The organism is Acinetobacter sp. Res13-Abat-PEC15-P4-01 (assembly GCF_015676285.1).
GTDB classification, from domain to species: domain Bacteria; phylum Pseudomonadota; class Gammaproteobacteria; order Pseudomonadales; family Moraxellaceae; genus Acinetobacter; species Acinetobacter nematophilus.
Window position 1 is genome coordinate 55,952 of sequence record NZ_JADAIN010000038.1, and the last position, 20,348, is coordinate 76,299.

21 protein-coding genes are annotated in these 20,348 nt (G+C 39.8%); 15 read left to right on the forward strand and 6 right to left on the reverse strand.

Features of this window, described 5'->3' with window-relative positions; genetic code table 11:
* Positions 1 to 310 precede the first annotated feature (310 nt).
* Positions 311 to 1,735 (forward strand): hypothetical protein, encoded by a 1,425-nt coding sequence (locus IMO47_RS14380; protein ID WP_190977857.1) that lies wholly within the window; start codon positions 311 to 313, stop codon positions 1,733 to 1,735.
* 105 nt (positions 1,736 to 1,840) lie between these two features.
* On the opposite strand, the gene IMO47_RS14385 is transcribed toward IMO47_RS14380, so the two are convergent.
* From IMO47_RS14385 to IMO47_RS14400, 4 genes are all read right to left on the reverse strand, one after another.
* Complete coding sequence (locus IMO47_RS14385) at positions 1,841 to 2,362, reverse strand: hypothetical protein (RefSeq protein ID WP_190977858.1); 522 nt, start codon at positions 2,360 to 2,362, stop codon at positions 1,841 to 1,843.
* Between the two features lie 111 nt (positions 2,363 to 2,473).
* Positions 2,474 to 2,899: a hypothetical protein gene (locus tag IMO47_RS14390; RefSeq protein ID WP_190977859.1), complete on the reverse strand. Its 426-nt coding sequence runs from the start codon at positions 2,897 to 2,899 to the stop codon at positions 2,474 to 2,476.
* A gap of 51 nt (positions 2,900 to 2,950) precedes the next feature.
* Entirely contained in the window at positions 2,951 to 3,100 is a 150-nt protein-coding gene (locus IMO47_RS14395) for a hypothetical protein (RefSeq protein WP_005258418.1), read from the reverse strand.
* 9 nt (positions 3,101 to 3,109) lie between these two features.
* Positions 3,110 to 3,388 (reverse strand): hypothetical protein, encoded by a 279-nt coding sequence (locus IMO47_RS14400; protein ID WP_190977860.1) that lies wholly within the window; start codon positions 3,386 to 3,388, stop codon positions 3,110 to 3,112.
* Between the two features lie 723 nt (positions 3,389 to 4,111).
* Here IMO47_RS14400 and IMO47_RS14405 point away from each other — a divergent pair.
* The 13 genes from IMO47_RS14405 to IMO47_RS14465 all read left to right on the forward strand — a co-directional run bounded on the left by IMO47_RS14405 (position 4,112) and on the right by IMO47_RS14465 (position 17,667).
* Entirely contained in the window at positions 4,112 to 4,345 is a 234-nt protein-coding gene (locus IMO47_RS14405; RefSeq protein WP_005193976.1) for a hypothetical protein, read from the forward strand.
* A 36-nt stretch (positions 4,346 to 4,381) separates the two neighbouring features.
* Complete coding sequence (locus tag IMO47_RS14410) at positions 4,382 to 5,431, forward strand: DUF932 domain-containing protein (protein ID WP_190977861.1); 1,050 nt, start codon at positions 4,382 to 4,384, stop codon at positions 5,429 to 5,431.
* 164 nt (positions 5,432 to 5,595) lie between these two features.
* A complete protein-coding gene (locus IMO47_RS14415) occupies positions 5,596 to 6,708 on the forward strand; it encodes a lambda-exonuclease family protein (RefSeq protein ID WP_190977862.1) in 1,113 nt (370 codons plus the stop codon).
* A 225-nt stretch (positions 6,709 to 6,933) separates the two neighbouring features.
* Positions 6,934 to 7,824 (forward strand): hydrolase or metal-binding protein, encoded by an 891-nt coding sequence (locus tag IMO47_RS14420; RefSeq protein ID WP_190977863.1) that lies wholly within the window; start codon positions 6,934 to 6,936, stop codon positions 7,822 to 7,824.
* A gap of 154 nt (positions 7,825 to 7,978) precedes the next feature.
* Positions 7,979 to 8,434 (forward strand): hypothetical protein, encoded by a 456-nt coding sequence (locus IMO47_RS14425; RefSeq protein ID WP_101237125.1) that lies wholly within the window; start codon positions 7,979 to 7,981, stop codon positions 8,432 to 8,434.
* 47 nt (positions 8,435 to 8,481) lie between these two features.
* Positions 8,482 to 9,681: a TolC family protein gene (locus tag IMO47_RS14430; protein WP_190977864.1), complete on the forward strand. Its 1,200-nt coding sequence runs from the start codon at positions 8,482 to 8,484 to the stop codon at positions 9,679 to 9,681.
* 10 nt (positions 9,682 to 9,691) lie between these two features.
* Positions 9,692 to 11,167, forward strand: a complete 1,476-nt coding sequence (locus tag IMO47_RS14435) for an efflux RND transporter periplasmic adaptor subunit (protein WP_101237082.1) — start codon at positions 9,692 to 9,694, stop codon at positions 11,165 to 11,167.
* Between the two features lie 14 nt (positions 11,168 to 11,181).
* Positions 11,182 to 14,310 carry a CusA/CzcA family heavy metal efflux RND transporter gene (locus IMO47_RS14440; protein ID WP_190977865.1) on the forward strand — a complete coding sequence of 1,043 codons (3,129 nt, stop codon included), beginning with the start codon at positions 11,182 to 11,184 and terminating at the stop codon, positions 14,308 to 14,310.
* Positions 14,311 to 14,321: 11 nt separating this feature from the next.
* Positions 14,322 to 14,693, forward strand: coding sequence for a hypothetical protein (locus tag IMO47_RS14445; protein ID WP_101237084.1), 372 nt, complete (start codon positions 14,322 to 14,324; stop codon positions 14,691 to 14,693).
* A gap of 5 nt (positions 14,694 to 14,698) precedes the next feature.
* Positions 14,699 to 15,412: a HupE/UreJ family protein gene (locus IMO47_RS14450; RefSeq protein ID WP_004828379.1), complete on the forward strand. Its 714-nt coding sequence runs from the start codon at positions 14,699 to 14,701 to the stop codon at positions 15,410 to 15,412.
* A gap of 11 nt (positions 15,413 to 15,423) precedes the next feature.
* Positions 15,424 to 16,062: a transmembrane anchor protein gene (locus IMO47_RS14455; RefSeq protein ID WP_190981866.1), complete on the forward strand. Its 639-nt coding sequence runs from the start codon at positions 15,424 to 15,426 to the stop codon at positions 16,060 to 16,062.
* 80 nt (positions 16,063 to 16,142) lie between these two features.
* Positions 16,143 to 17,450, forward strand: coding sequence for an MFS transporter (locus tag IMO47_RS14460; protein ID WP_101237085.1), 1,308 nt, complete (start codon positions 16,143 to 16,145; stop codon positions 17,448 to 17,450).
* Positions 17,451 to 17,541: 91 nt separating this feature from the next.
* A complete protein-coding gene (locus IMO47_RS14465; RefSeq protein WP_000733641.1) occupies positions 17,542 to 17,667 on the forward strand; it encodes a YHYH domain-containing protein in 126 nt (41 codons plus the stop codon).
* Between the two features lie 31 nt (positions 17,668 to 17,698).
* Here the strand turns inward: IMO47_RS14465 and IMO47_RS14470 are convergent, their stop codons facing one another.
* Complete coding sequence (locus IMO47_RS14470; RefSeq protein WP_144582998.1) at positions 17,699 to 17,968, reverse strand: metal/formaldehyde-sensitive transcriptional repressor; 270 nt, start codon at positions 17,966 to 17,968, stop codon at positions 17,699 to 17,701.
* 55 nt (positions 17,969 to 18,023) lie between these two features.
* Between IMO47_RS14470 and dmeF the strand changes: the two genes are divergently transcribed.
* Positions 18,024 to 18,959, forward strand: a complete 936-nt coding sequence (dmeF, locus tag IMO47_RS14475) for a CDF family Co(II)/Ni(II) efflux transporter DmeF (protein ID WP_144583001.1) — start codon at positions 18,024 to 18,026, stop codon at positions 18,957 to 18,959.
* A gap of 36 nt (positions 18,960 to 18,995) precedes the next feature.
* Here dmeF and chrA read toward each other — a convergent pair whose 3' ends face one another.
* Complete coding sequence (gene chrA / locus IMO47_RS14480; protein WP_190977868.1) at positions 18,996 to 20,348, reverse strand: chromate efflux transporter; 1,353 nt, start codon at positions 20,346 to 20,348, stop codon at positions 18,996 to 18,998.

The window sequence follows — 20,348 nt, forward strand, 5'->3', positions numbered from 1 at the left end:
GATTAATATTTATTAATCATATAGGTACCACAATGGGAGACGTCCCATTTCAGACCACCTGTAGTAGTGATATATGGAGAGATGCAGGTGAAACTGGCTAGATGGTGTCCAAAAATCAGTGAAATGATATTGCCGAAAATTTGGCTTATGGCTAGCGACCAATGTGGTAATTTTTTAAGTTGAAACATCTTAATGTTCCTCAAAACTAGAAGTGGGTTAGTTGGTATGAGCTAGTTTGTTGTTCTGAGGGTGAAAAATGTATCCATCCAGATTTTTATGTTTTAGTTATTGATATATAAGGGGTTAAAATTTGGCTACTGAGAAAACCTATACACACGCTGTTTTTTCTATTGCTGATCCAGTGGTAAAAAGTCATATTGAACAAGCAATTTATGCCTGTAAATTTAGGATCAGATTTCCTGCTTTTTATGACTTTTTGGTTGAAAAAAAAACTGTAATTAAGAATCAGTTGTTTGTGTCGGTGAAAGAGAAATATAAGCTTTATAATCCTGAGATTACTGACGAAGAGCTTGAACAAAATGTTGAATTTATTTTGGAAGAAAGAAGACTCTTGGACAATGCTATGGGTTTCCTGCAAACGGGTAAGCTTTTATTACCAGATATTTTTCTTGTTTCAAATGAAATCATGACTATTGAAGAAATACGACAGCTATTTTATGAAGTTTCTATGGACTTCTGGAATGCTGTAGATACGATTCTTTACCCTGATTCTGGAGCTCTGGGGCGACTAAAGATTTTATCTTATCTGAATGAAAATGGCTTTTATCTTCCGAATCTATTTCCTCAGCTTGGTCTAGAAGATCTTTTTTTTAACTTTCTACCGATTCACTTATCTTACGGTAAGTTCAATAGTAGTAAGGATCCTCAGAGTTCTACTGGGCTACCCAGCACTAAAGAAAGTTACGAAATTCTGAAGCCCCTATTCTCTCATGCGTCTCCATTGTATTTTGATTCCTCATCATATCTGGATTACAACGCTAAAGTTGATCAAGAACTTACATCGACCCACTTTGTACTTCAAATGAGTTTGAATGAGGCGCCAGATAATTTGCCTTATATATTGAGAAATTTCTTAATCAATTATCAATCAAGAAGATTGGACTTTATGAGAAATGGAAATAACAATGAATATAATGCTGCTGATATCAATGAAATAAATAAGCTGACTGATGTAGCGAATGAGGTTTTATCTATTTTAGATAAGTTTTCAAATCAGCGAATTGGAAATCGCAAAGAAATTTATTCTCTCGGTTATGATGCAGTTCTAAATGCCATCCTTGCACTTTATTTTATTAACTATCATTTTAATCTTATTTTTGCAGATCAAGACTTAACTTTTATTGACCTTGAACATGCTGTCAGTTTGGTCAATGACACCTCAGGTAAGAGGCAGAAAGATGACCACTTGAACAATGAGTACGTTTATGGCGAACCTCTAGCTTTTGGTAAAAGCTATGAGTCATTTATTAATAAGTTAGAGAAGGTTTTTCTAAATTTAGAAGAGTTTCAAGTATCGATCTCTCCTCCAAATAGAGGTAAGCGTAAGATATCGAATATTCAAATTACACTTAAAGAAAGTATTTTACCTTCTTTAAAATCTTCTAAAAAAAGTAGACCTCAGACCAAAAATTTAAACATCAGTAGTTTGAAAAAGACAATACGTGAATTTCTAAAGAAAAGAGTTCCAGAGGTTGAAACTGTAATACAGTTCTAGGCTTCGGAGCTATATTTTCAACTGCTGCACCCCTTTGGAAATGCTTATTCAAACCTTACTTTGTGATGTGTAATTCCTTACAGTATTACACATCGTATGTAGAAATTAACCTATCTGGAATGCGTAAGTACCATTGGCAGTACTGATACTGACCTCACGAATATATTCAGCTTTACAGCGTGGGTAAGCGAGCGCAACTGAGCCATAACGCATGTTGCTATAGTCATACATTCTGGTTACCCCACAATTACCACGATTGACTTGAATGCCTGTGATGGTCGTAGGCGCATCATTGAGTGAGATGATGTCAATTTTGTCAATATAGCCAGTCATTGAGCCTTGAGATTCAGCACGATAAACCTTAATGTCGAATTCTTCCTGTACTGGTCGATTCTCTGTAATCGGTTCAAGGGCGGGATTAGCATATTCCTGTTCATTGGTTTCTGCTTGAGGCACACTGACCTCTAATTCACTAAGATCAGTCTCAAGGATACGTTTGGTTTCTGGATCAACTTCTGTTTGTTCTTGTTGAGCTGATTTAGCTTGTTCCGCTTTATGGGATGGGCTACATCCACCTAGCAAGGACATTAACAAAGCTGAAAGTAGAAAGGGCTTCATGTTCGGCATGACAACCTCCTAAAATGTTTTCTGCTCTTTAATTCCAAGGAATTTTGATATTTTGCGCTGATCAAGAAGCTGGATCGAAGAGCAGAAGTTTAAGCGTAATGGGATTGACCTTTATCGAGCTGACTTATTCTCGAGGTAGAGCAGAACAGCCATGCCTTGTGCATAGATGCGCTCATCTGCCTTAGAGCTATCACCGCCTTTGAAAAAAACGGCATCACCTGCATTTGCTAAGGCAATGGCACGATTAGAATTCAGTGTGAAACCTTTCCAGAGCCCATAGCCATCCCCATCTTTGGCATAAGCTTTCACATTGATTCCATCCATCTTGAAATTGTTGGGGATAGATTGCCAATCCTTTGCCAGGGCATAGAAGGCATTACATTGGGTATTGCCCTTACAGCGTTTAACCTGCGGTGCTGATTGAGGGTTAGTGTAGATTTTGCTCATACTCCCCACATCCGCATGACTCAGGGTTACGCCGAGTAGTCCGATGATGAGTGTCCCACCTTGTAAAAAACGATTGATATGTCTGTTCATAAACAAAGAATCCTGATTATTGTTGTTGAATCGGTTATTGCTTTATTACGGTTAGTTAAACATTGAGATCGGCCAGACGATGGCTTTACCCAAGTTATAGGCATAGCTACGATCTGCTGTGGCACTGCAACCTTTTAAGTAGGCTGAGAACAGCAGGGCAATCACAATATAAATCCCGATTAGATAATGTTTGATTTGCATGCTGAACTCCTAGCGTGACTGACAGGCTTGAGCAGCACGAAGCATTTGCTCGGTAAAGTCCCGTGGTAGATCGAGTTGGCTCACATTCTGTTGCCCCAGCTTTTCCATCACATCAGGTGAATAATGTGCTTCCAACTTGTCATAGACACAGGAACAGGTGGAACGATCTGTGCCACCAGATTGACAGCCAACATTGAAGTCACGTTTGGATTTGCTTTCACAACCTGTCATAGCAACAGCTGTCAGCAGTACAGCACCCATAAAGGGTAGACGATAAAAAAGAGACATGATGATTCTCGTCATTAAAGAGGATGATCGATGCCTGACTTATAAATAGGTGTAACTATGGATTGCTTGGTTTATTGCGGTGGTTGTTTATTCCAGCCCGCTAATGCCATCAATATATAGAACAGGATCACTAAGGCCACAAAACCCAGAAAAGCAGGGCCAAGCCAGATCACGACACCAATAATTAAAATCAGACGTGCAAAAATCTTCACAGTCGAAGCAAAGGAATGCTGTACGACCTGAATAGACGAGATGGAATTGGAATAAAGCTAAATGCTAAAAAAGAAACAGTCATGATTGACTCCTTGGAATTAAGAAGTTCTACCGCATCACTGCTAAATAATGGTGGCAGAACGAAAAGGGGTTAGCAGACTGGGATCCAAGGAACCAGCACACCCGGAGGTGTCCCCCTTCCGTCCTACCATAAAGAAAAAAGGGGGACGAGAGAGTTCCCAAAAAATAGTCGAAACTATTTTTTGTCCGGATCAACGGTCTGCTAAAACCGACTGACGATGTAGGTCAGCAAGCCCATCATAATCATAACAATTTCATAGGTCAATTCGATTTGCCCTGATGTTTTGTACAACTCAGTAAAAAATGAACAAGCATACGATTCCAAATTATTTCAAATACATATTACTGAAATGAAGTAACGCCAAGCAGGGTCCTAATGAGGTCTGCAACGGCGTTTTAAACAGTCATTTCAAACATTGGAGAAACACCATGTCGTATCTGGATAACGAGGAAGAAATCTATAACCCACGCTTTCGTGAAGCCCAACCTTTGCAACTGAGCCTTGCCAGTGCCCCCACGACTTTGGCCGTGCTAGGTATGAGCTTAGCCAAGTCGATGGGATTCTCACCACTGATTGGTGGTGTTGCTGGCGCAGCATTAGGTGGGGTGATTTTAGTGCTGGCAGATCAAACCCGATCCAATATCAGCACAGCTAAATACTGAGTACGCAATTAACAACAGAATTAAAGGACATATCTTATGGCACATTTAGTTGAAACAATGGCATTCACTGGACAAACCCCTTGGCATGGTTTAGGCAATCAACTGACACCAAACCAACCGCTAGAGGTATGGGCAGAGCAGGCAGGGATGGACTGGCAGATTGAATCTTCTGATGTCAGTTATATGGCACAAAACCATCGAGGGCAGAGCATCATTATGCCTTTTGAAGAACAGCGCGTTTTATACCGTTCAGATACCCATGCACCATTATCCGTAGTCAGTCAGCGCTTTCAGGAAGTCCAGCCGACGGAAATTCTGGAGTTCTATCGAGACCTCACAGAACAATCAGGCTTTGAACTGGAAACCGCAGGCGTACTCAAAGGCGGCAAGAAATTCTGGGCCTTGGCGAAGACTGGACAGACCTCAGCCTTAAAAGGCAAGGATGTCAGCAACGGCTACATTTTATTGGCAACTGCCTGCGATGGAACATTGGCAACGACAGCACAGTTCACCAGCATTCGAGTGGTGTGTAATAACACCTTAGCTATTGCTTTACGTGGTCAGCAAGGGAGTGCAGGCATAGTCAAAGTTCCGCATAGTACCCGATTTGATGCAGAGAAAGTCAAGCAGCAACTGGGTATCTCAGTCCGTGCATGGGATGAACACATGTATGAAATGAAACAACTGAGTCAGCGTAAGGTGACTCAACAAGAAGCGGCGGCCTACTTTGATGCAGTATTTAACAATACCAGTCTGAGTATGGCAGAACAGGATGAAAGCATCATTCAGTTTTATCGAAATGCAGCGATGCCCAAGCAAACACAGCCATCCAGATCAGACAATAAAACCGAACCGAATGGACGAGCCATGTCTAAAGTCATGACCATGTTTAACGGACATGGACGAGGGGCAGAACTCAGTTCAGCCAAAGACACAGCGTATGGTTTACTGTGTGCAATTACCGAGTTCTGTGATCATGAACGTCGAGCTATGAGTACGGATCATCGTTTAGATTCTGCATGGTTTGGGGCAGGTGCAGCGATTAAACAACGAGGTCTTGAACAAGCTTTAAGAATGGTGGTTTAAACAGACCCATTATTTCTTCAGCTTTATTTAAGCTCTCTATTTTAATTTAACTTTTAGGTAAAACATCAAGCAGCAAAACCCTTTTCGCCACGTCACCCCCGACGTGGCTTTTTTTATGCCCAAAATTCAGCTTTTACGATTTTACCGATACAGGAATATTTATTATGAATAGTCATACTCATATTCAAAACACTTTAAATCATCCACCTTTACAACCGTATCCCATCAAGATTGAAACTGAACATAAAGTTGAGGTGGGCACACGAACCAAGAAAACGCCAAAGAAAACCAGTCAACTACCCGCAGCCAAACGTCTTGCCAACACCAAAAAACTGAACTACCAACAATGGCTGGAGGTGAGAAAACAGGGCATTGGCAGCAGTGATGCGGCAACGGCCTGTGGACTCAATCCCTATATGTCGATGTTGGAGCTGTGGATGATCAAGACAGGTCGGATGCAGCAAAACATTGAAGACGAAAGTGCAGGCTATGCACCTTTATATTGGGGCAAGCAGTTGGAACCATTGGTGGCGCAATACTACAGCATGCATACCAATCATAAAGTCCGTCGGGTTAATGCCGTGCTACAGCACCCTGACGAAGACAAACACTTCATGTTGGCTAACTTGGACTATGCCGTGGTGGGTCATAAAGAAGTCCAGATATTGGAGTGTAAAACAGTAGGTGAATATGGTTCAAAGCTATGGCGGGATGGTGTACCGCTTTATGTTTTATGCCAGGTACAACATCAACTGGCAGTCACAGGAAAACAGGCAGCCCATATTTGTGCTCTGATTTGTGGACATGAAACCCGAATCTTTAAAGTCACACGCAGTGAAACAGTGATTAAATACATTGTGGATGCAGAGCGTTACTTCTGGGAATGTGTAGAAAATGATGTACCACCTGATGTCGATGCATCTGAATCAGCAGCTAAAGCGCTACAACTTTTATATCCAGCCCATATACCACTGAGCACTACGGATCTATCTGAGGATGTCACAGCCAATCAGTGCTTTGAGCAACTACTGCAACAACGACATTTGCTGGAACAACACCAGATCAGTTTTGATCAGTTGAAGCATCAAATCCAAATCAAGATGCAGGACTCAGAACGAGCCATATTTAAGGCGGGTTCAGTTACGTGGAAGAAATCTAAAGATTCAGTTCGCTTAGACAGTAAAGCTTTACTGGAACAGCATCCTGAGTTTCTACAACAGTTCCCACAAAACAAACAGGGCACACGTAGATTTCAGATTTATAAAGATGCTGATTAATCCAACCGAATTAGCCTAAGCAAATCCTTCTGAATTTCTATAACACTTCCCCAAATCCCATTTCATCAAAAAAGCGCAAAACAGCCCCCGTCGCCAGCAAGTACCGTGAAGTACTTACTGACGACTAAATGGACTGTTCTGCGCAGAATTTATGCATTTAAAAATGTTTGCTTCTTACACATATCAAAGGGGCAATCGTCAAAAATTACCGCAGAGGAAAACAACATGATTAAAGGTTTAGCAATCACGCCACCCGTATTAGGTCGTATCAGTATTGGTAAGATCGTCGAGAAAAATGGCAAGCGTGTCCCTGAAAAGGACGATCAATTTACCATTACCAGCCAAATCCAAAACAAAGATGGTTGGGTGAAACATCCATTGGATGAACAGTTACGCGCTAAGGCACCTAATCAAAACCAAAAGCTTAGAAGTATTCCAATACGGATGATCTTTAATGATCCTGAACTAAGCCTAAGAGCAGAATACACTTTGTTTGATCGTCAAACAGGGCGACCAATATGTACGGGTAATGGCGAAACCTGTCAGCGACTCGGACAAAATGGCATTGAACAACACCCATGTCCATCACCTGATTTATGTCCGTTGGCACAGGGTGGACTGTGTAAACCTTACGGCAGGCTGTATGTAAACTTGGATGAATCGGATGAGCTAGGGACGTTCATCTTTAGGACTACAGGTTTCAATAGCATTCGTACCTTAGCTGCACGGCTTCGTTATTACCATGCGGCTTCAGGTGACTTACTCTCATGTTTGCCTCTGCAACTGACTTTAAGGGGTAAGAGCACGACGCAGAGCTATCGCACTCCAATTTATTACGTGGACTTAACCTTACGTGATGGAATCAATCTACAAGAAGCCATTACTTCGGCCAAGCAGATTAATGAAACAAGTAAAGCGGCAGGGTTTTATCAGGAAGCATTGGATCATGTGGCAAGACAGGGCTATGGTAATACTAGTTTTGAGATGGACGGTGAAGAGGGCTTAGATATTGTTGAGGAGTTTTATGCAGATGAGTCTAGACCAGAGCAGAATGGACAAAGTCATGTTCAGGATATTCAGAAAGGTTTGCAGCAGTCGGTACAAGCTCTCAACTAAAATGAGTTTAATTAGAAAAGAGTATTCGTACTCTTTTTTTTTGCAGTTTTGGTAATAGATTCGAACATATTCATTCTTGAATGTTGAAGAGATGGATTTACTTTAATAAAGCTTTTTAGTATTTTGTTAACAAATCAGTAGTATGTCCATCGCCATGCGTTCAAGTAGGTTGTCTAAGCTTATACTCGCATTTGTCCTGTTTTTGTTTACGATAACAATTACGGGGATTCATGCGTGGGCGCCTGTCTTACTTGAAAATATAGAACACCAACATGAATTAAGCATTGTTGTGGAAGATGATGCCTCTAGTAATTGGTCTTTGCAGCACTCAGGTGATTCTTTTACAAGTACTATTGATCATGATGTAGAAACACACACTTGGAAGAATTTTGATGAGCCAATCTATCATCACTCAGTAAAACCAATTTCTTCTGATAGTGATCTAAGCATAGATCCAGTCTTTATTCTGAGTTTCGCACTTCCACTAGTTTTATTCTTTTTCCAGCTTTTTGAAAAGCCTGTTTATCGAGCCTTTTTAAAGCGGCGATCCCCTCTAATATTTAGTAATTCTTATACCTACTCTAAAGACTTAATAGTCCTACGTAATTGATCTCTCTATACAAAAATTAATTTTAATTTTTTTGTATAGGTAAAGTCATGTCTAAAAAATATCAGATATTTCTTACCTGTGGATTTGTAGCAACAGCAGCAAATGTATTCGCAGAAACGAATTATGCTGAACTACAAAAGCAGGTAATCGCAAGTGATGCTGTACTCAATAGCTTACAGCAGTCCGAGCAAGCTTATGAAATCAATCAAAAGTTTGCTGGTAGATTAAATAATCCAACTTTCAATGTGGAGTTGGATAATCTCGGTAATTCTAAACTGAAGGATTTGGATGGCCCAACAACCTTATTGGGACTGTCACAAGAGATTCCTCTTAGTAATAAACTTTCCTTGAGAAAACAGATTGCGAGTTTTCAAGGTGATCGTAATCAGTTCGAAATAGCAAAGCGTCAGGCTGAACTCAAAGCAGATTTAAGAATCTGTATGGCGAACTGGTACGTAGCTACTCAGCGTGCTGAAATTTATTCTTCTGAGAGTAAATTGAATGCCAGACAAGCTAACGTTCTTTCCGAACGGCTTAAGTACGGGCGAGTAATTCCTTCCGATGCTCAACTAAGCATAGCACTTTCTTCTGAATCGAAATTGCGCCATCAAAATGAAGTGAAGAAGATTCAGTTCCAGAAAAATCTATGCACTAAGTTCACTTCCAACCTGCCAAGTAATGCATTGGAGGTTCCGCTAAGCTTTAATTTCACAAACAAAATAAGTTTGTCTGAGCAAGAAGCAACGCTGAGTTCAAAACTGAAAAAGACTCAGTTTGAACTGGTCCGTAAAGAAGCAATACCTGATATTACTTTGGGAGTCGGGGTTAGGAACTACCAAGAAACCAATGACAAAGTTTTCCAAGTTTCGACGTCAATACCTCTCAATATCTTTAATCGAAATAAGGGCAATATTGCGATTGCTCAAGCAGATCATACGAAAGCAGAAACACAGTCTGTGCTTGTGAGTCGTAACTCTAAAATTGAATTGGAAAACAAATCTATTGAGGTTTCCAATTTAATTGATGCGATTAAGCAATACGATCAAACCGTTTTGCCCGCAACAAATGAAAGTCTGCGAATTGCAGAGATGGGTTACCAAGCAGGGAAAAACTCTTTACTTGAGTTCAATAACATCAAGCAAATTTGGCTAGACAAACATCTTGCTCGATTCGATTTGTGGTTGGCTTTGCAGACAGAAATTGCAGAAGTCGAGCGCAACTACATTACTCATTTAGATCAAGAATAAGGGCAAGAATATGAATAAACAAACCAATACATTTATTGCAACTGGTGTCGTTGCCTTACTTATCGTCTTATGTGCTATTGCTTGGTATAAAACTGGTAATAAGACACAAGTGAGTGGACATAGTGAGGTCGCCGAAGAAAAAGTAGCTGTAGCTGGAGATGAGAAAGGACCTCACGGTGGTCGTTTGTATCGAGATGGAGATTTCTCTGCTGAGGTTAAGATATTTGAAGAAGGAGTGGAACCACACCTCCGTGTTTATGGGTATTTGAAAGACAAGCCGCTTAAACCTGAAGACTTAAAAGCGAATATATACATTAAGCGTTTAGATGCTGAGCAGAATATTCAATTTAAACCAGAGAGTGATTACTTGATTGGAAATGAAATTGTCTATGAGCCACATTCGTTTCTAATGGTTGTAAATGTCGATTATCAAGGGAAAAAACATACTTGGAAGTGGGATACGAAAGAAGGTCGTGTCACCATGTTAGACAGTAGTATTAAGAGCAGTGGTTTAGAGCTCCTAAAAGTTGAACCAATGATGTTTGAAAATGCTTTGGAACTGAAAGGTGAATTGAAGTTTCCTGATAATTTTGAAAGCCTTGTTGCACCAAAAGCTAGTGGAACACTGATAAAAACCTACCGTAATATTGGGGATAAAGTAAGTCAAGGAGACTTACTTGCTGTTGTCCAAAGCCAAGATTTAATTCGTTTGAATGCGGATCGTAAAGTTGCTTTGGATACTCTACAGTTTGCTCGCCAAAAAATGGAACAAGAACGAGCATTATGGCAAAAGCGCGTATCACCTGAGATTGATTATATTTCTGCAAAGAGAGATTTTGATGCTGCTCAAACTCGTGCAAATGAGTTGAATAACTTAATAAGCTCTTATGGCGGTTCAGGTAATGGAACAGTTGAAGTTCGTGCAGCAATGTCTGGAACAATATTAGAAATCCTTGGTGCTGTTGGATCTAATGTAAGCGCTTCAACCCCTATTTTTAAAATCGCAAATACTTCGCAACTCTTGGCGGTAGTAAATGTTCCTGCTGACAAACTTAATGCTATAAACCCTACAAACAGAGTCAAAGTTAAACCTCAAAGTCCGACAGGCACAGAAGAGGCATTGGGCAAGATCAAATATATTAGTGATGTCATCGATACTAAAACACGTACAGCGCAGGTATTTATTGAGATACCAAATCAGTTTAAGTGGCGTTCTGGACAGTTAATCACGGCTCAAATTTTTGAAAATCAAAGTCAAAAGCCAATGGTTGTACGTGAAGATGCGTTACAGAATTTTCGTGATTGGGACGTGGTATTCATTCGTGTTGGTAACGATTTTGAAGCTCGACCTTTGGAGCTTGGCGATAAATACAATGGGTATGTGGAAGTTAAATCTGGATTACGAATAGGACAGGTTTATGCCGCAGGAAATTCATATCTTTTAAAAGCAGAGCTAGGTAAATCTGGCGCTACTCATGACCATTAAGGGGGGTAGCGAATATGTTTGATCAGATTGTTAAACTCTCGATTAAGAATCGTTGGCTTGTACTCATCGTATTCCTATTTGTTGGTGCATTGGGGGCTTATAACTATTTTAAGCTACCAATTGATGCTGTTCCAGATATTACGAATGTACAAGTTCAGATTAATAGTGAAGCTCAAGGACTCTCTCCAATGGAGATGGAGTCTCAGGTGACTTATCCTATTGAAACGGCTTTGGCTGGTATTCCAAATTTAGACTATACCCGATCAGTCTCTCGGTATGGCCTGTCACAAGTGACGGCAATTTTCAAAGAAGGGACGGATATTTATTTTGCCCGACAATTAGTGAATGAGAAGCTACAAGGGGTGACACCAAATCTTCCCGTTGGAATTTCAACTTCTATGGGGCCTGTTTCTACAGGACTTGGCGAAATCTTCATGTATACCGTTGAAAATGCCAAGAATAATCCTAATCCACTTTCACCAACAGAATTACGTACCTTACAAGACTGGGTAATTAAACCTCAGCTTCGAAATGTAGAAGGTGTTAATGAAATCAATACCATTGGTGGTTATCTCAAACAATTTGTAGTTCAACCTGATTATGCTTATTTACGTAGCATAGGGCTGGATCAGAAGGTGATTTTAGAGGCTATCTCTAAGAACAGCATGAATAAAGGCTCGGGGTATATTGAGAAAAATGGTGAACAGTATTTAATTCGTTCTGATTCTCAAATTAACTCGATTGAGCAAATCCAGAATATCCCGATTACGACGAGCAATGGTTATATCCTCAGATTGAAAGATGTTGCCAAAATATCTATTGGTCACGAATTACGTACAGGTGCCGCAACTAAAGATGGGCAAGAAATTGTACTGGGTACAGCATTCATGCTTATCGGTGAGAACTCACGAAATGTTGCTCATGCGGTAGATCAAAAGCTACAGCAAGTTCAAAAATCATTACCAGAAGGTGTAGAAGCAAAAGCTGTCTATAACCGTACAACTTTGGTTGATGCAACGATACAGACGGTGAAAAAGAATCTTTTAGAAGGTGCGATTCTGGTAATCGTTGTTCTGTTTGTATTTCTTGGTCATTTCCGTGCTGCGCTGATTACAGCTCTAGTTATTCCATTATCCATGCTGATGACAATCACAGGTATGGTGAACCAAGAAATTAGTGCCAACCTTATGAGTCTTGGAGCACTAGACTTCGGGATTATTGTAGATGGTGCTGTTGTAATTGTTGAGGCTTCCTTAGCAAAGTTGGCAATTAAACAAAAAGAGCTAGGGCGAGTTTTAACAAGGCAAGAACGCTTTACGACTGTGTTTGAGGCGACTAAAGAATCCCGCAAAGCGATTCTCTATGGTCAATTGATCATTATCTTGGTGTATCTACCTGTAATGACTCTGACTGGTGTTGAAGGAAAGATGTTTACACCAATGGCTGCAACAGTGGTTATGGCTTTAGTGGCAGCAATGATTCTTTCAATTACATTTGTCCCTGCAATGGTGGCATTGGTCACTACCGGTGAAATTAAAGAAGAAGAGTCAAAAATCGTCCATGGCATCAAAAGATTTTATAACCCAATTTTAGATTGGTCTTTAAATCACAGATATTTGCTAATTGCTTTTGTCTCTATTTTCTTTGTTTTTAGTGCAAGTCTTTCGACTCGTTTAGGCTCAGAGTTTATACCTTCCTTGGATGAGGGAGATGTAGCACTGCATGCCTTGCGTATTCCTGGCACATCGTTGACTCAAGCAATTGAAATGCAATACGCGTTAGAAAAAGAGATTAAGAAAATTCCAGAAGTTCAGACTATTTTTGCCAAAGTGGGGACTGCTGAAATTGCGACTGATCCTGTTCCACCTAACGTTGCAGATAACTTTGTCATGCTGAAACCTCGTAGTCAGTGGCCTAATCCTGATAAGGAAAAGTCTGCGGTTGTTGCTGAAATTGAACGTGTAGCTAAGGGCGTATATGGAAACAATTATGAGTTTACACAGCCAATTCAAATGCGTTTTAACGAACTTATTTCAGGTGTCCGAACAGATGTTGCCGTAAAAATTTATGGTGATGATTTGGAACAGTTACTTGAATCAGCAAACGCTGCCGCTAAGATTTTAGAGGGAGTCAATGGTACTGCTGACCTTAAAGTCGAACAGATGTCTGGTTTACCCATGGTTTCTGTTGAGCTGAAAAAAGACATGATTGCCAACTATGGGCTTGATGCAGAGGATGTACAAAAACAGGTTTCTAGTCTAATTACAGGCGAGACAGCAGGTAAGGTGTTTGAAGGAGATCGAAAGTTCGACATTGTGGTACGCATGGACCAAAACTCGGTAACAGACCTAGAGAAGCTTTATCAGATTCCTGTGAGTTTAGCTGATGGTTCGAGTATTCTTTTATCGGAATTGATCGAGTTAAAAAATGTTCAAGGACCAAACCAGATTTCTCGCGAAAATGGTAAACGTCGTATCGTCATTACAGCAAATGTTCGTGGAACTGATATTGGTAGTTACATTTCAGAAGCACAATCTAAGCTGAATGCTGATTTTAAATTACCAGATGGTTATTGGTTGACTTGGGGCGGTACGTTTGAGCAAATGGAATCTGCTTCAAATCGTCTTATGGTTGTAGTACCGATTGCTTTAATTCTGATCTTTGCCATGATCTATATGGCTTTAGGTAATATTAGAAACAGTATCTTGGTTTTCACAGGTGTGCCATTTGCACTAACAGGTGGTGTGATTGCTTTAGCACTACGTGATATTCCATTCTCAATTTCTGCGGCTGTGGGTTTTATTGCCTTATCGGGTGTTGCTGTGCTGAATGGCTTGGTTCTTGTCTCAGCCATTCAACGACTTAGAATTCAAGGTGAAAGTGTCATTGATGCAGTGAAACACGGTGCAATGGAAAGACTCCGTCCTGTGTTGATTACAGCTTTGGTCGCTTCATTAGGTTTTATTCCGATGGCCTTAAACGTAGGCATTGGCTCTGAAGTTCAGCGCCCGATTGCAACTGTTGTTATCGGTGGGATTATTTCATCGACTTTACTTACTTTGATTATTTTGCCGACCTTATATGTGTGGTTTAACCAAGGTAGGTCAAGAAAATCAAACGATGCCACTGAACAGGTAGTTTAGGGACATCTTTAATGACAAATATATTGCGAGATAAACAAAGCAAACTTGTGATGATGTGGCTAGTCTGCATGATCAGTCTCGCTTTATGTTTACACTTTAATGAGCATGTAACTGAAAATGAATTTCAGAGACACGTTTCAATTGATGCAATTCACTCTCACCACCATGAGATAAGCCAACAACATTCACATAGTCACCAAGATAATTACTATGAACATTTTGTTGGCTATGACGCACTTAAATCGACCGTTTTAGCCCATCTCTTAAAGGGGATATCGATTCTAGATTGGTCAAAAGAATATGTTTATCTGATGGTGAGTCGTATTTTTAAACCGCCCAAAAAGTTAATGGATTTTCAATTCATTTTAAATTTTGGAGTTTGATATACATGCAAATTATTGCTTCACACATTGTGAAATTAAGTGCTTACATAAAGCTATTACTTGCTTTATTCATTACATTGGTAAGTCCTACACTTTTTGCTCATGGAGTAGCAGAAGGTGATAAGGGCTATATTCAAGAAATTTATGGCGTTCATGTAATTCCATTCATCTATTTGGGTGCGAAGCATATGGTCACTGGATATGACCATCTATTATTTCTTGTTGGCATTATCTTCTTTTTATATCGAATGAAAGATATCGGCTTATACGTCAGCCTATTTGCACTTGGGCATTCGATTACGATGCTGGTAGGTGTTTATTACAACATCTCGATAAACGCCTACATCATTGATGCAATCATTGGTTTTTCAATTGTTTATAAGGCTCTTGATAACTTGGGGGCTTATCAACGTTGGTTTGGTTTTCAACCAAACACGAAAATCGCGACTTTAATTTTTGGTCTGATTCATGGTTTTGGACTCGCAGTAAAAATTCAGGAATATGAAGTTCCGAGTGATGGACTGTTGGCAAATTTAATCTCATTCAATATTGGGGTTGAATTAGGTCAGTTTATGGCTCTGTGCATCATCTTGTTATTAATGACGTTTTGGAGAAAGACACCTTATTTCTTTAAAACAGCTTATCAAAGCAATGTCTTCCTCATGTTCCTCGGTTTTTTGCTTGTTGGCTATCAACTTACTGGCTTCATTACTCAATAAGGATCTAAATTATGTATAACTCTGAAATTCCAAAAGATATCGAATTACCTTCATCAAAAAAGTTAATTAAATCAACAGCAATTGCTGCCGTAAGTGCCGTTGTTGTGCTAGTTACCTGTGTCATGCCTGCGGAGTATGCAATTGATCCGACAGGTATGGGTAAAGTGCTTGGTTTAACGAAAATGGGAGAAATCAAACAATCACTAGCTGAAGAGTCAGAAAATGGTATCAATGCTGCACAGGCAGTGAATAGTGTTGAACAAATATCAGTAGAAACTTCGACTCAAACGGCAGCTGATAATGCTCAAATGATTATGCCTGCTATTAATAAAGAGAGCATTAGTATTGAGCTTAAACCGGGCCAAGCAACCGAAGTGAAACTGACAATGCCACAAAGTGCAAGTGTCAACTTTGATTGGAAAGCAGTAGGAGGCGGTCTTAACTATGATACTCATGGTGATCCAGTGAATGCTCCTAAAGGGTTCTATCATGGCTATGGCAAAGGAAAGAATGAGACAACTCAGCAGGGCGTCTTAAAGGCAGCTTTTGATGGCAAACATGGTTGGTTCTGGCGTAACCGTACTGAAAATCCAGTGACTGTAACTCTACTTGTAGAAGGGCAGTTTAGTGAAATGAAGAAAGTCTTTTAAGTTTTGATCAATCTCCTTGGAATATTATTCCAAGGAGATTGAATTGCTAAAGAAGTCAGGTTCTAAAAGGAATCCATAAGATGCTAGAAGTACTAAAAAACACAACATATCGGCATTTGTTTTTGGCCCAAGTAATAGCACTAATCGGAACGGGGTTAATCACAATCGCCCTAGCTTTACAGGCCTACGATATTGCAAAGGGAGAAGCAGCCCAAGTTCTCGGTATTGCATTGGCAATTAAGATGATTGCTTATATCGGTGTAGCACCTATAGCATCTGCATTTGCTGAGAGATTACCAAGAAAACAAGTATTGGTTGGACTAGATGTTATTCGAGCATTAACAGCATTGTGTCTACCGTTTGTGACGCAAATTTGGCAAATTTATATTCTCATTTTTATTTTGCAATCCGCTTCTGCTGCATTTACACCAACATTTCAGGCAATGATTCCAGATGTTCTTCCAGAAGAAAAAGACTATACCAATGCTTTGTCATTGTCTCGCTTAGCCTATGATTTGGAAAATATTATCAGTCCAATGCTGGCAGGTTTCTTACTCACTGTCATGAGCTACCATAATCTGTTTTTAGGAACAGTATTAGGTTTTATCGGTTCGGCTTTGTTTGTGGTAAGTGCGAAATTACCAGTTGCAAAAGTACCTGCGTTTAAAGGTGTTTATAGCCGTATTAAGCAGGGAGCTAAAATTTATTTTAATACGCCTAGACTTAAAGCATTGCTTGCTCTCAATTTAGCAATTGCGTCAGCAAGCGCTGTAGTGATTGTAAATACCGTGGTATTGGTTCAATCGACATTTAAGCTAACTGAAAATGCGACTACTTGGGCTTTTGGTTTATTTGGATTTGGTTCAATGCTTTCGGCTTTCATTTTGCCTAAGATATTGGATAAGTTCCCAGATCGATCAGTGATGTTGACGGGAACAACAATTCTTGTAATTGGGCTGTTAAGTGGTTATTTCATTACATCTTATAATGGTTTGCTTGCACTTTGGTTTGTGCTTGGTATTGGATATTCTGTTTCACAAACACCTACAGGCCGTTTGATTCGAAAATCTGCATCGAGTGAGAATAGGACTTCTTTATTCGCAGCGCAATTTGCGTTTTCACATGCTTGCTGGTTAGTGACTTATCCCTTGGTTGGATGGCTCAGTACTAACATAGGAACATTACAAACTTTTATACCGATGGCAGTGATTGCAACGATTTCTTTATTACTTGCAATGCGTTTGTGGCCATCACAGGATGAGGCTCTTTTACCACACAGTCATGATGATTTATCTCCAGATCATGAGCATTTGAAGCAGCATCGAATCAATGGAGTACACGTCCATGAATATGTTATTGATGACTATCATGAAAAGTGGCCTAAATAATTCTTTTTTCGACTAATGACTTAGAAAGATTCCGTTTATTTGTTGTACAATTCTAATCTTGTTTTATTATTCAATAAAAAAGGGGAACAACATGAAAAAACTAATCTTGGTATGTTTAATGGGGCTTGCGGTAACAAATGCTTTTGCTCATTCAGGTGGTACTGATTCTTCAGGCTGCCACACGAATAGCAAGACAGGGGATCGTCACTGCCACTAATGATAGAAATGAGTAGAACATTTTGTTCTACTCATTTTGAATAACGATCTAATAATAATAAATACTGTTTCATTTCTTCTTCGTCAAAATTTTGATCCCCTTTCAATACATGTTCTCTTAAATGTTGTTCAAGAAGTTGCTGCATTAACCCATTAACAGCACCTTTAATTGCTGCAACTTGTTGTAATACTTCAAGACAAGAACTTTCAGGTAATAATAATGACTTTTCTACAGAAGTAACTTGTCCTTGAATCCGCTTGATGCGATTAAGTATTTTTTTATCTTGATGCAAATGAGACATGATTTTTCCTAAAAAAAATATATACTGGGGGGAGTATCTTGGAAAGATAAAATTTATGCAACTTCATAGTAACTTAGATCGTCGTCATTCTCATCAATTCGATGAAGGAAATCCTTTAGCACAAAAGAAAATACTGATTGCGACAATTCTTACAGCAATCATGATGGTACTAGAGATATTTGGGGGGTGGATTTTTAATTCGATGGCCTTACTCGCAGATGGCTGGCATATGAGTTCACATATGGTTGCTCTCGGCTTAGCTTATTTCGCATATCGAATGGCTCGACATTATGCTCATGATCAGCGATTTAGTTTTGGTACTTGGAAAATTGAGATTCTAGCAGGGTACAGTAGTGCTATTTTACTTATGGTTGTAGCACTTTTAATGGGTATTCAATCTATTGATCGATTAATGAATCCCGTGAATATTCATTACAATGAGGCAATACCAATTGCAATTGTTGGTTTATTGGTAAACTTGGTTTGTGCATGGTTATTACATGACGGAGGCCACCACCATCACCACGAGCATGATCATCACCATGAACACGACCATCACCACGACCATCATGACTTAAATCAAAAGGCGGCGTTTCTGCATGTAGTAGCTGATGCTGTGACTTCTGTATTGGCAATTGTTGCATTGTTTGCGGGGAAATATTTCGGTTGGAGTTTCTTAGATGCATTATTAGGTGTAGTTGGAGCTATTCTTGTCGCTAGATGGTCATGGGGATTATTAAATGAGACAGGGAAGACACTACTCGATGCGGAAATGTCTCACCCTGTGGTTGAAGAAATCAAAGAGGTTATTGAAGAGTTTCCTCAAGTTAATATTACTGATTTACATGTTTGGAAAGTTGGTAGAGGCAAGTTTTCTTGCATCTTGGCCTTAGAGAGTACAGGTGTAGATTTAACACCAGATGTAGTGAAACAAGCACTCTCTATCCATGAAGAAATTGTGCATGCAAGTGTTGAAATACATTTTATTTAGTGAATCAAGTGGAGCCGTTTAAGGCTCCACTTAGGGTTATGCGCCAATATATAGAATTAAACCGCATAGTGCTGAAGCTAGAATGACATACATTACTTTAACCTCGAAATGAAATAAGGCAATAAATGCAGCAATTGCGATGAAAGCAGCTTCATAATTGAAAGGATGGCTGAATCCGTGTGGCCACATGACATGATAACCAAAGAAAAGTGCAAGATTTAAAATTACGCCAACAACAGCGGCAGTGATTGCTGTTAACGGGGCGGTAAATTTTAATTCATTATGAGTCGATTCGATAATCGGGGCGCCAGCAAGAATAAAAATGAAAGAAAAGAGGAATGTAAACCAAGTAACTATGATGGCACCAATTGCCCCAGCCAAGAATAAATGTTCATTTCCGAGTAATGCATGATTAAAGCCACCTAAGAAACCAACAAATGCAACCACCATAATCAGAGGACCTGGGGTACTTTCACCTAGTGCGAGGCCATCAATCATCTGAGTTGGGCTCAACCAACCATAAAAATTGACTGCACCTTGATATACATAAGGCAATACCGCATATGCTCCCCCAAAGGTTAGGAGTGCTGCTTTGGTAAAGAACCATGCCATTTGGGTATACGAATGATCCCATCCCAGAGTTAGGCTTAGACCTAGGATTGGGGTAAACCATAAAACTGCACCTATTAAAATTATTTTCCCAAGATGTTTCCAGCTAAAAACAGCATGTGCTGGTGTAGGTGTATCATCATCGATGATAGCGGGGCCATAATCTTTTTTACTTTGTTGGTGTGAACCACCACCTGCAAATAGGGTTGGATATTTCTTACTGGCAAAATAACCAATGGCAGCAGCAGCGAAAACGATCAGCGGAAAAGGTAAGTTAAATGCAAAGATTGCGATGAATGCAAGTGCAGCAATCCCCCATAAGAACTTATTCTTTAATGATCGACTACCTATCCGATAAGTCGCGTGAAAAACGATAGCAACTACCGCAGGCTTGATTCCATAAAAGAGTCCAGCAATGATAGGCACATCAGCAAACTTTACATAGATCCAAGAAAGACCAATAAGGATAAATAGTGAAGGTAGAACAAATAAAACACCTGCGACGATACCACCTATAGTTCTATGCATTAACCAACCGATATAGGTTGCTAATTGTTGTGCTTCAGGCCCTGGCAACAACATGCAATAGTTCAAAGCGTGTAAAAAACGCTTCTCAGAAATCCAACTTTTTTGTTCAACGAGTTCTTGGTGCATAACAGCAATTTGTCCTGCTGGGCCGCCAAAACTTATGAACCCCAATTTTAGCCAAAACAGAAATGCTTGCCAAAATGAAATCGGTTGTATCTCTTGTTCTGGTTGTACAACGAGTTCTTGTTCCAT

What these genes read in the sequence shown, in the direction of transcription:
- IMO47_RS14385 (WP_190977858.1), bottom strand. Translation starts at nt 2,362, where the DNA reads ATGCCGAACATGAAGCCCTTTCTACTTTCAGCTTTGTTAATGTCCTTG.
- IMO47_RS14390 (WP_190977859.1), bottom strand. Translation starts at nt 2,899, where the DNA reads ATGAACAGACATATCAATCGTTTTTTACAAGGTGGGACACTCATCATC.
- IMO47_RS14395 (WP_005258418.1), bottom strand. Translation starts at nt 3,100, where the DNA reads ATGCAAATCAAACATTATCTAATCGGGATTTATATTGTGATTGCCCTG.
- IMO47_RS14400 (WP_190977860.1), bottom strand. Translation starts at nt 3,388, where the DNA reads ATGTCTCTTTTTTATCGTCTACCCTTTATGGGTGCTGTACTGCTGACA.
- IMO47_RS14405 (WP_005193976.1), top strand. Translation starts at nt 4,112, where the DNA reads ATGTCGTATCTGGATAACGAGGAAGAAATCTATAACCCACGCTTTCGT.
- IMO47_RS14410 (WP_190977861.1), top strand. Translation starts at nt 4,382, where the DNA reads ATGGCACATTTAGTTGAAACAATGGCATTCACTGGACAAACCCCTTGG.
- IMO47_RS14415 (WP_190977862.1), top strand. Translation starts at nt 5,596, where the DNA reads ATGAATAGTCATACTCATATTCAAAACACTTTAAATCATCCACCTTTA.
- IMO47_RS14420 (WP_190977863.1), top strand. Translation starts at nt 6,934, where the DNA reads ATGATTAAAGGTTTAGCAATCACGCCACCCGTATTAGGTCGTATCAGT.
- IMO47_RS14425 (WP_101237125.1), top strand. Translation starts at nt 7,979, where the DNA reads ATGCGTTCAAGTAGGTTGTCTAAGCTTATACTCGCATTTGTCCTGTTT.
- IMO47_RS14430 (WP_190977864.1), top strand. Translation starts at nt 8,482, where the DNA reads ATGTCTAAAAAATATCAGATATTTCTTACCTGTGGATTTGTAGCAACA.
- IMO47_RS14435 (WP_101237082.1), top strand. Translation starts at nt 9,692, where the DNA reads ATGAATAAACAAACCAATACATTTATTGCAACTGGTGTCGTTGCCTTA.
- IMO47_RS14440 (WP_190977865.1), top strand. Translation starts at nt 11,182, where the DNA reads ATGTTTGATCAGATTGTTAAACTCTCGATTAAGAATCGTTGGCTTGTA.
- IMO47_RS14445 (WP_101237084.1), top strand. Translation starts at nt 14,322, where the DNA reads ATGACAAATATATTGCGAGATAAACAAAGCAAACTTGTGATGATGTGG.
- IMO47_RS14450 (WP_004828379.1), top strand. Translation starts at nt 14,699, where the DNA reads ATGCAAATTATTGCTTCACACATTGTGAAATTAAGTGCTTACATAAAG.
- IMO47_RS14455 (WP_190981866.1), top strand. Translation starts at nt 15,424, where the DNA reads ATGTATAACTCTGAAATTCCAAAAGATATCGAATTACCTTCATCAAAA.
- IMO47_RS14460 (WP_101237085.1), top strand. Translation starts at nt 16,143, where the DNA reads ATGCTAGAAGTACTAAAAAACACAACATATCGGCATTTGTTTTTGGCC.
- IMO47_RS14465 (WP_000733641.1), top strand. Translation starts at nt 17,542, where the DNA reads ATGAAAAAACTAATCTTGGTATGTTTAATGGGGCTTGCGGTAACAAAT.
- IMO47_RS14470 (WP_144582998.1), bottom strand. Translation starts at nt 17,968, where the DNA reads ATGTCTCATTTGCATCAAGATAAAAAAATACTTAATCGCATCAAGCGG.
- dmeF (WP_144583001.1), top strand. Translation starts at nt 18,024, where the DNA reads ATGCAACTTCATAGTAACTTAGATCGTCGTCATTCTCATCAATTCGAT.
- chrA (WP_190977868.1), bottom strand. Translation starts at nt 20,348, where the DNA reads ATGGAACAAGAACTCGTTGTACAACCAGAACAAGAGATACAACCGATT.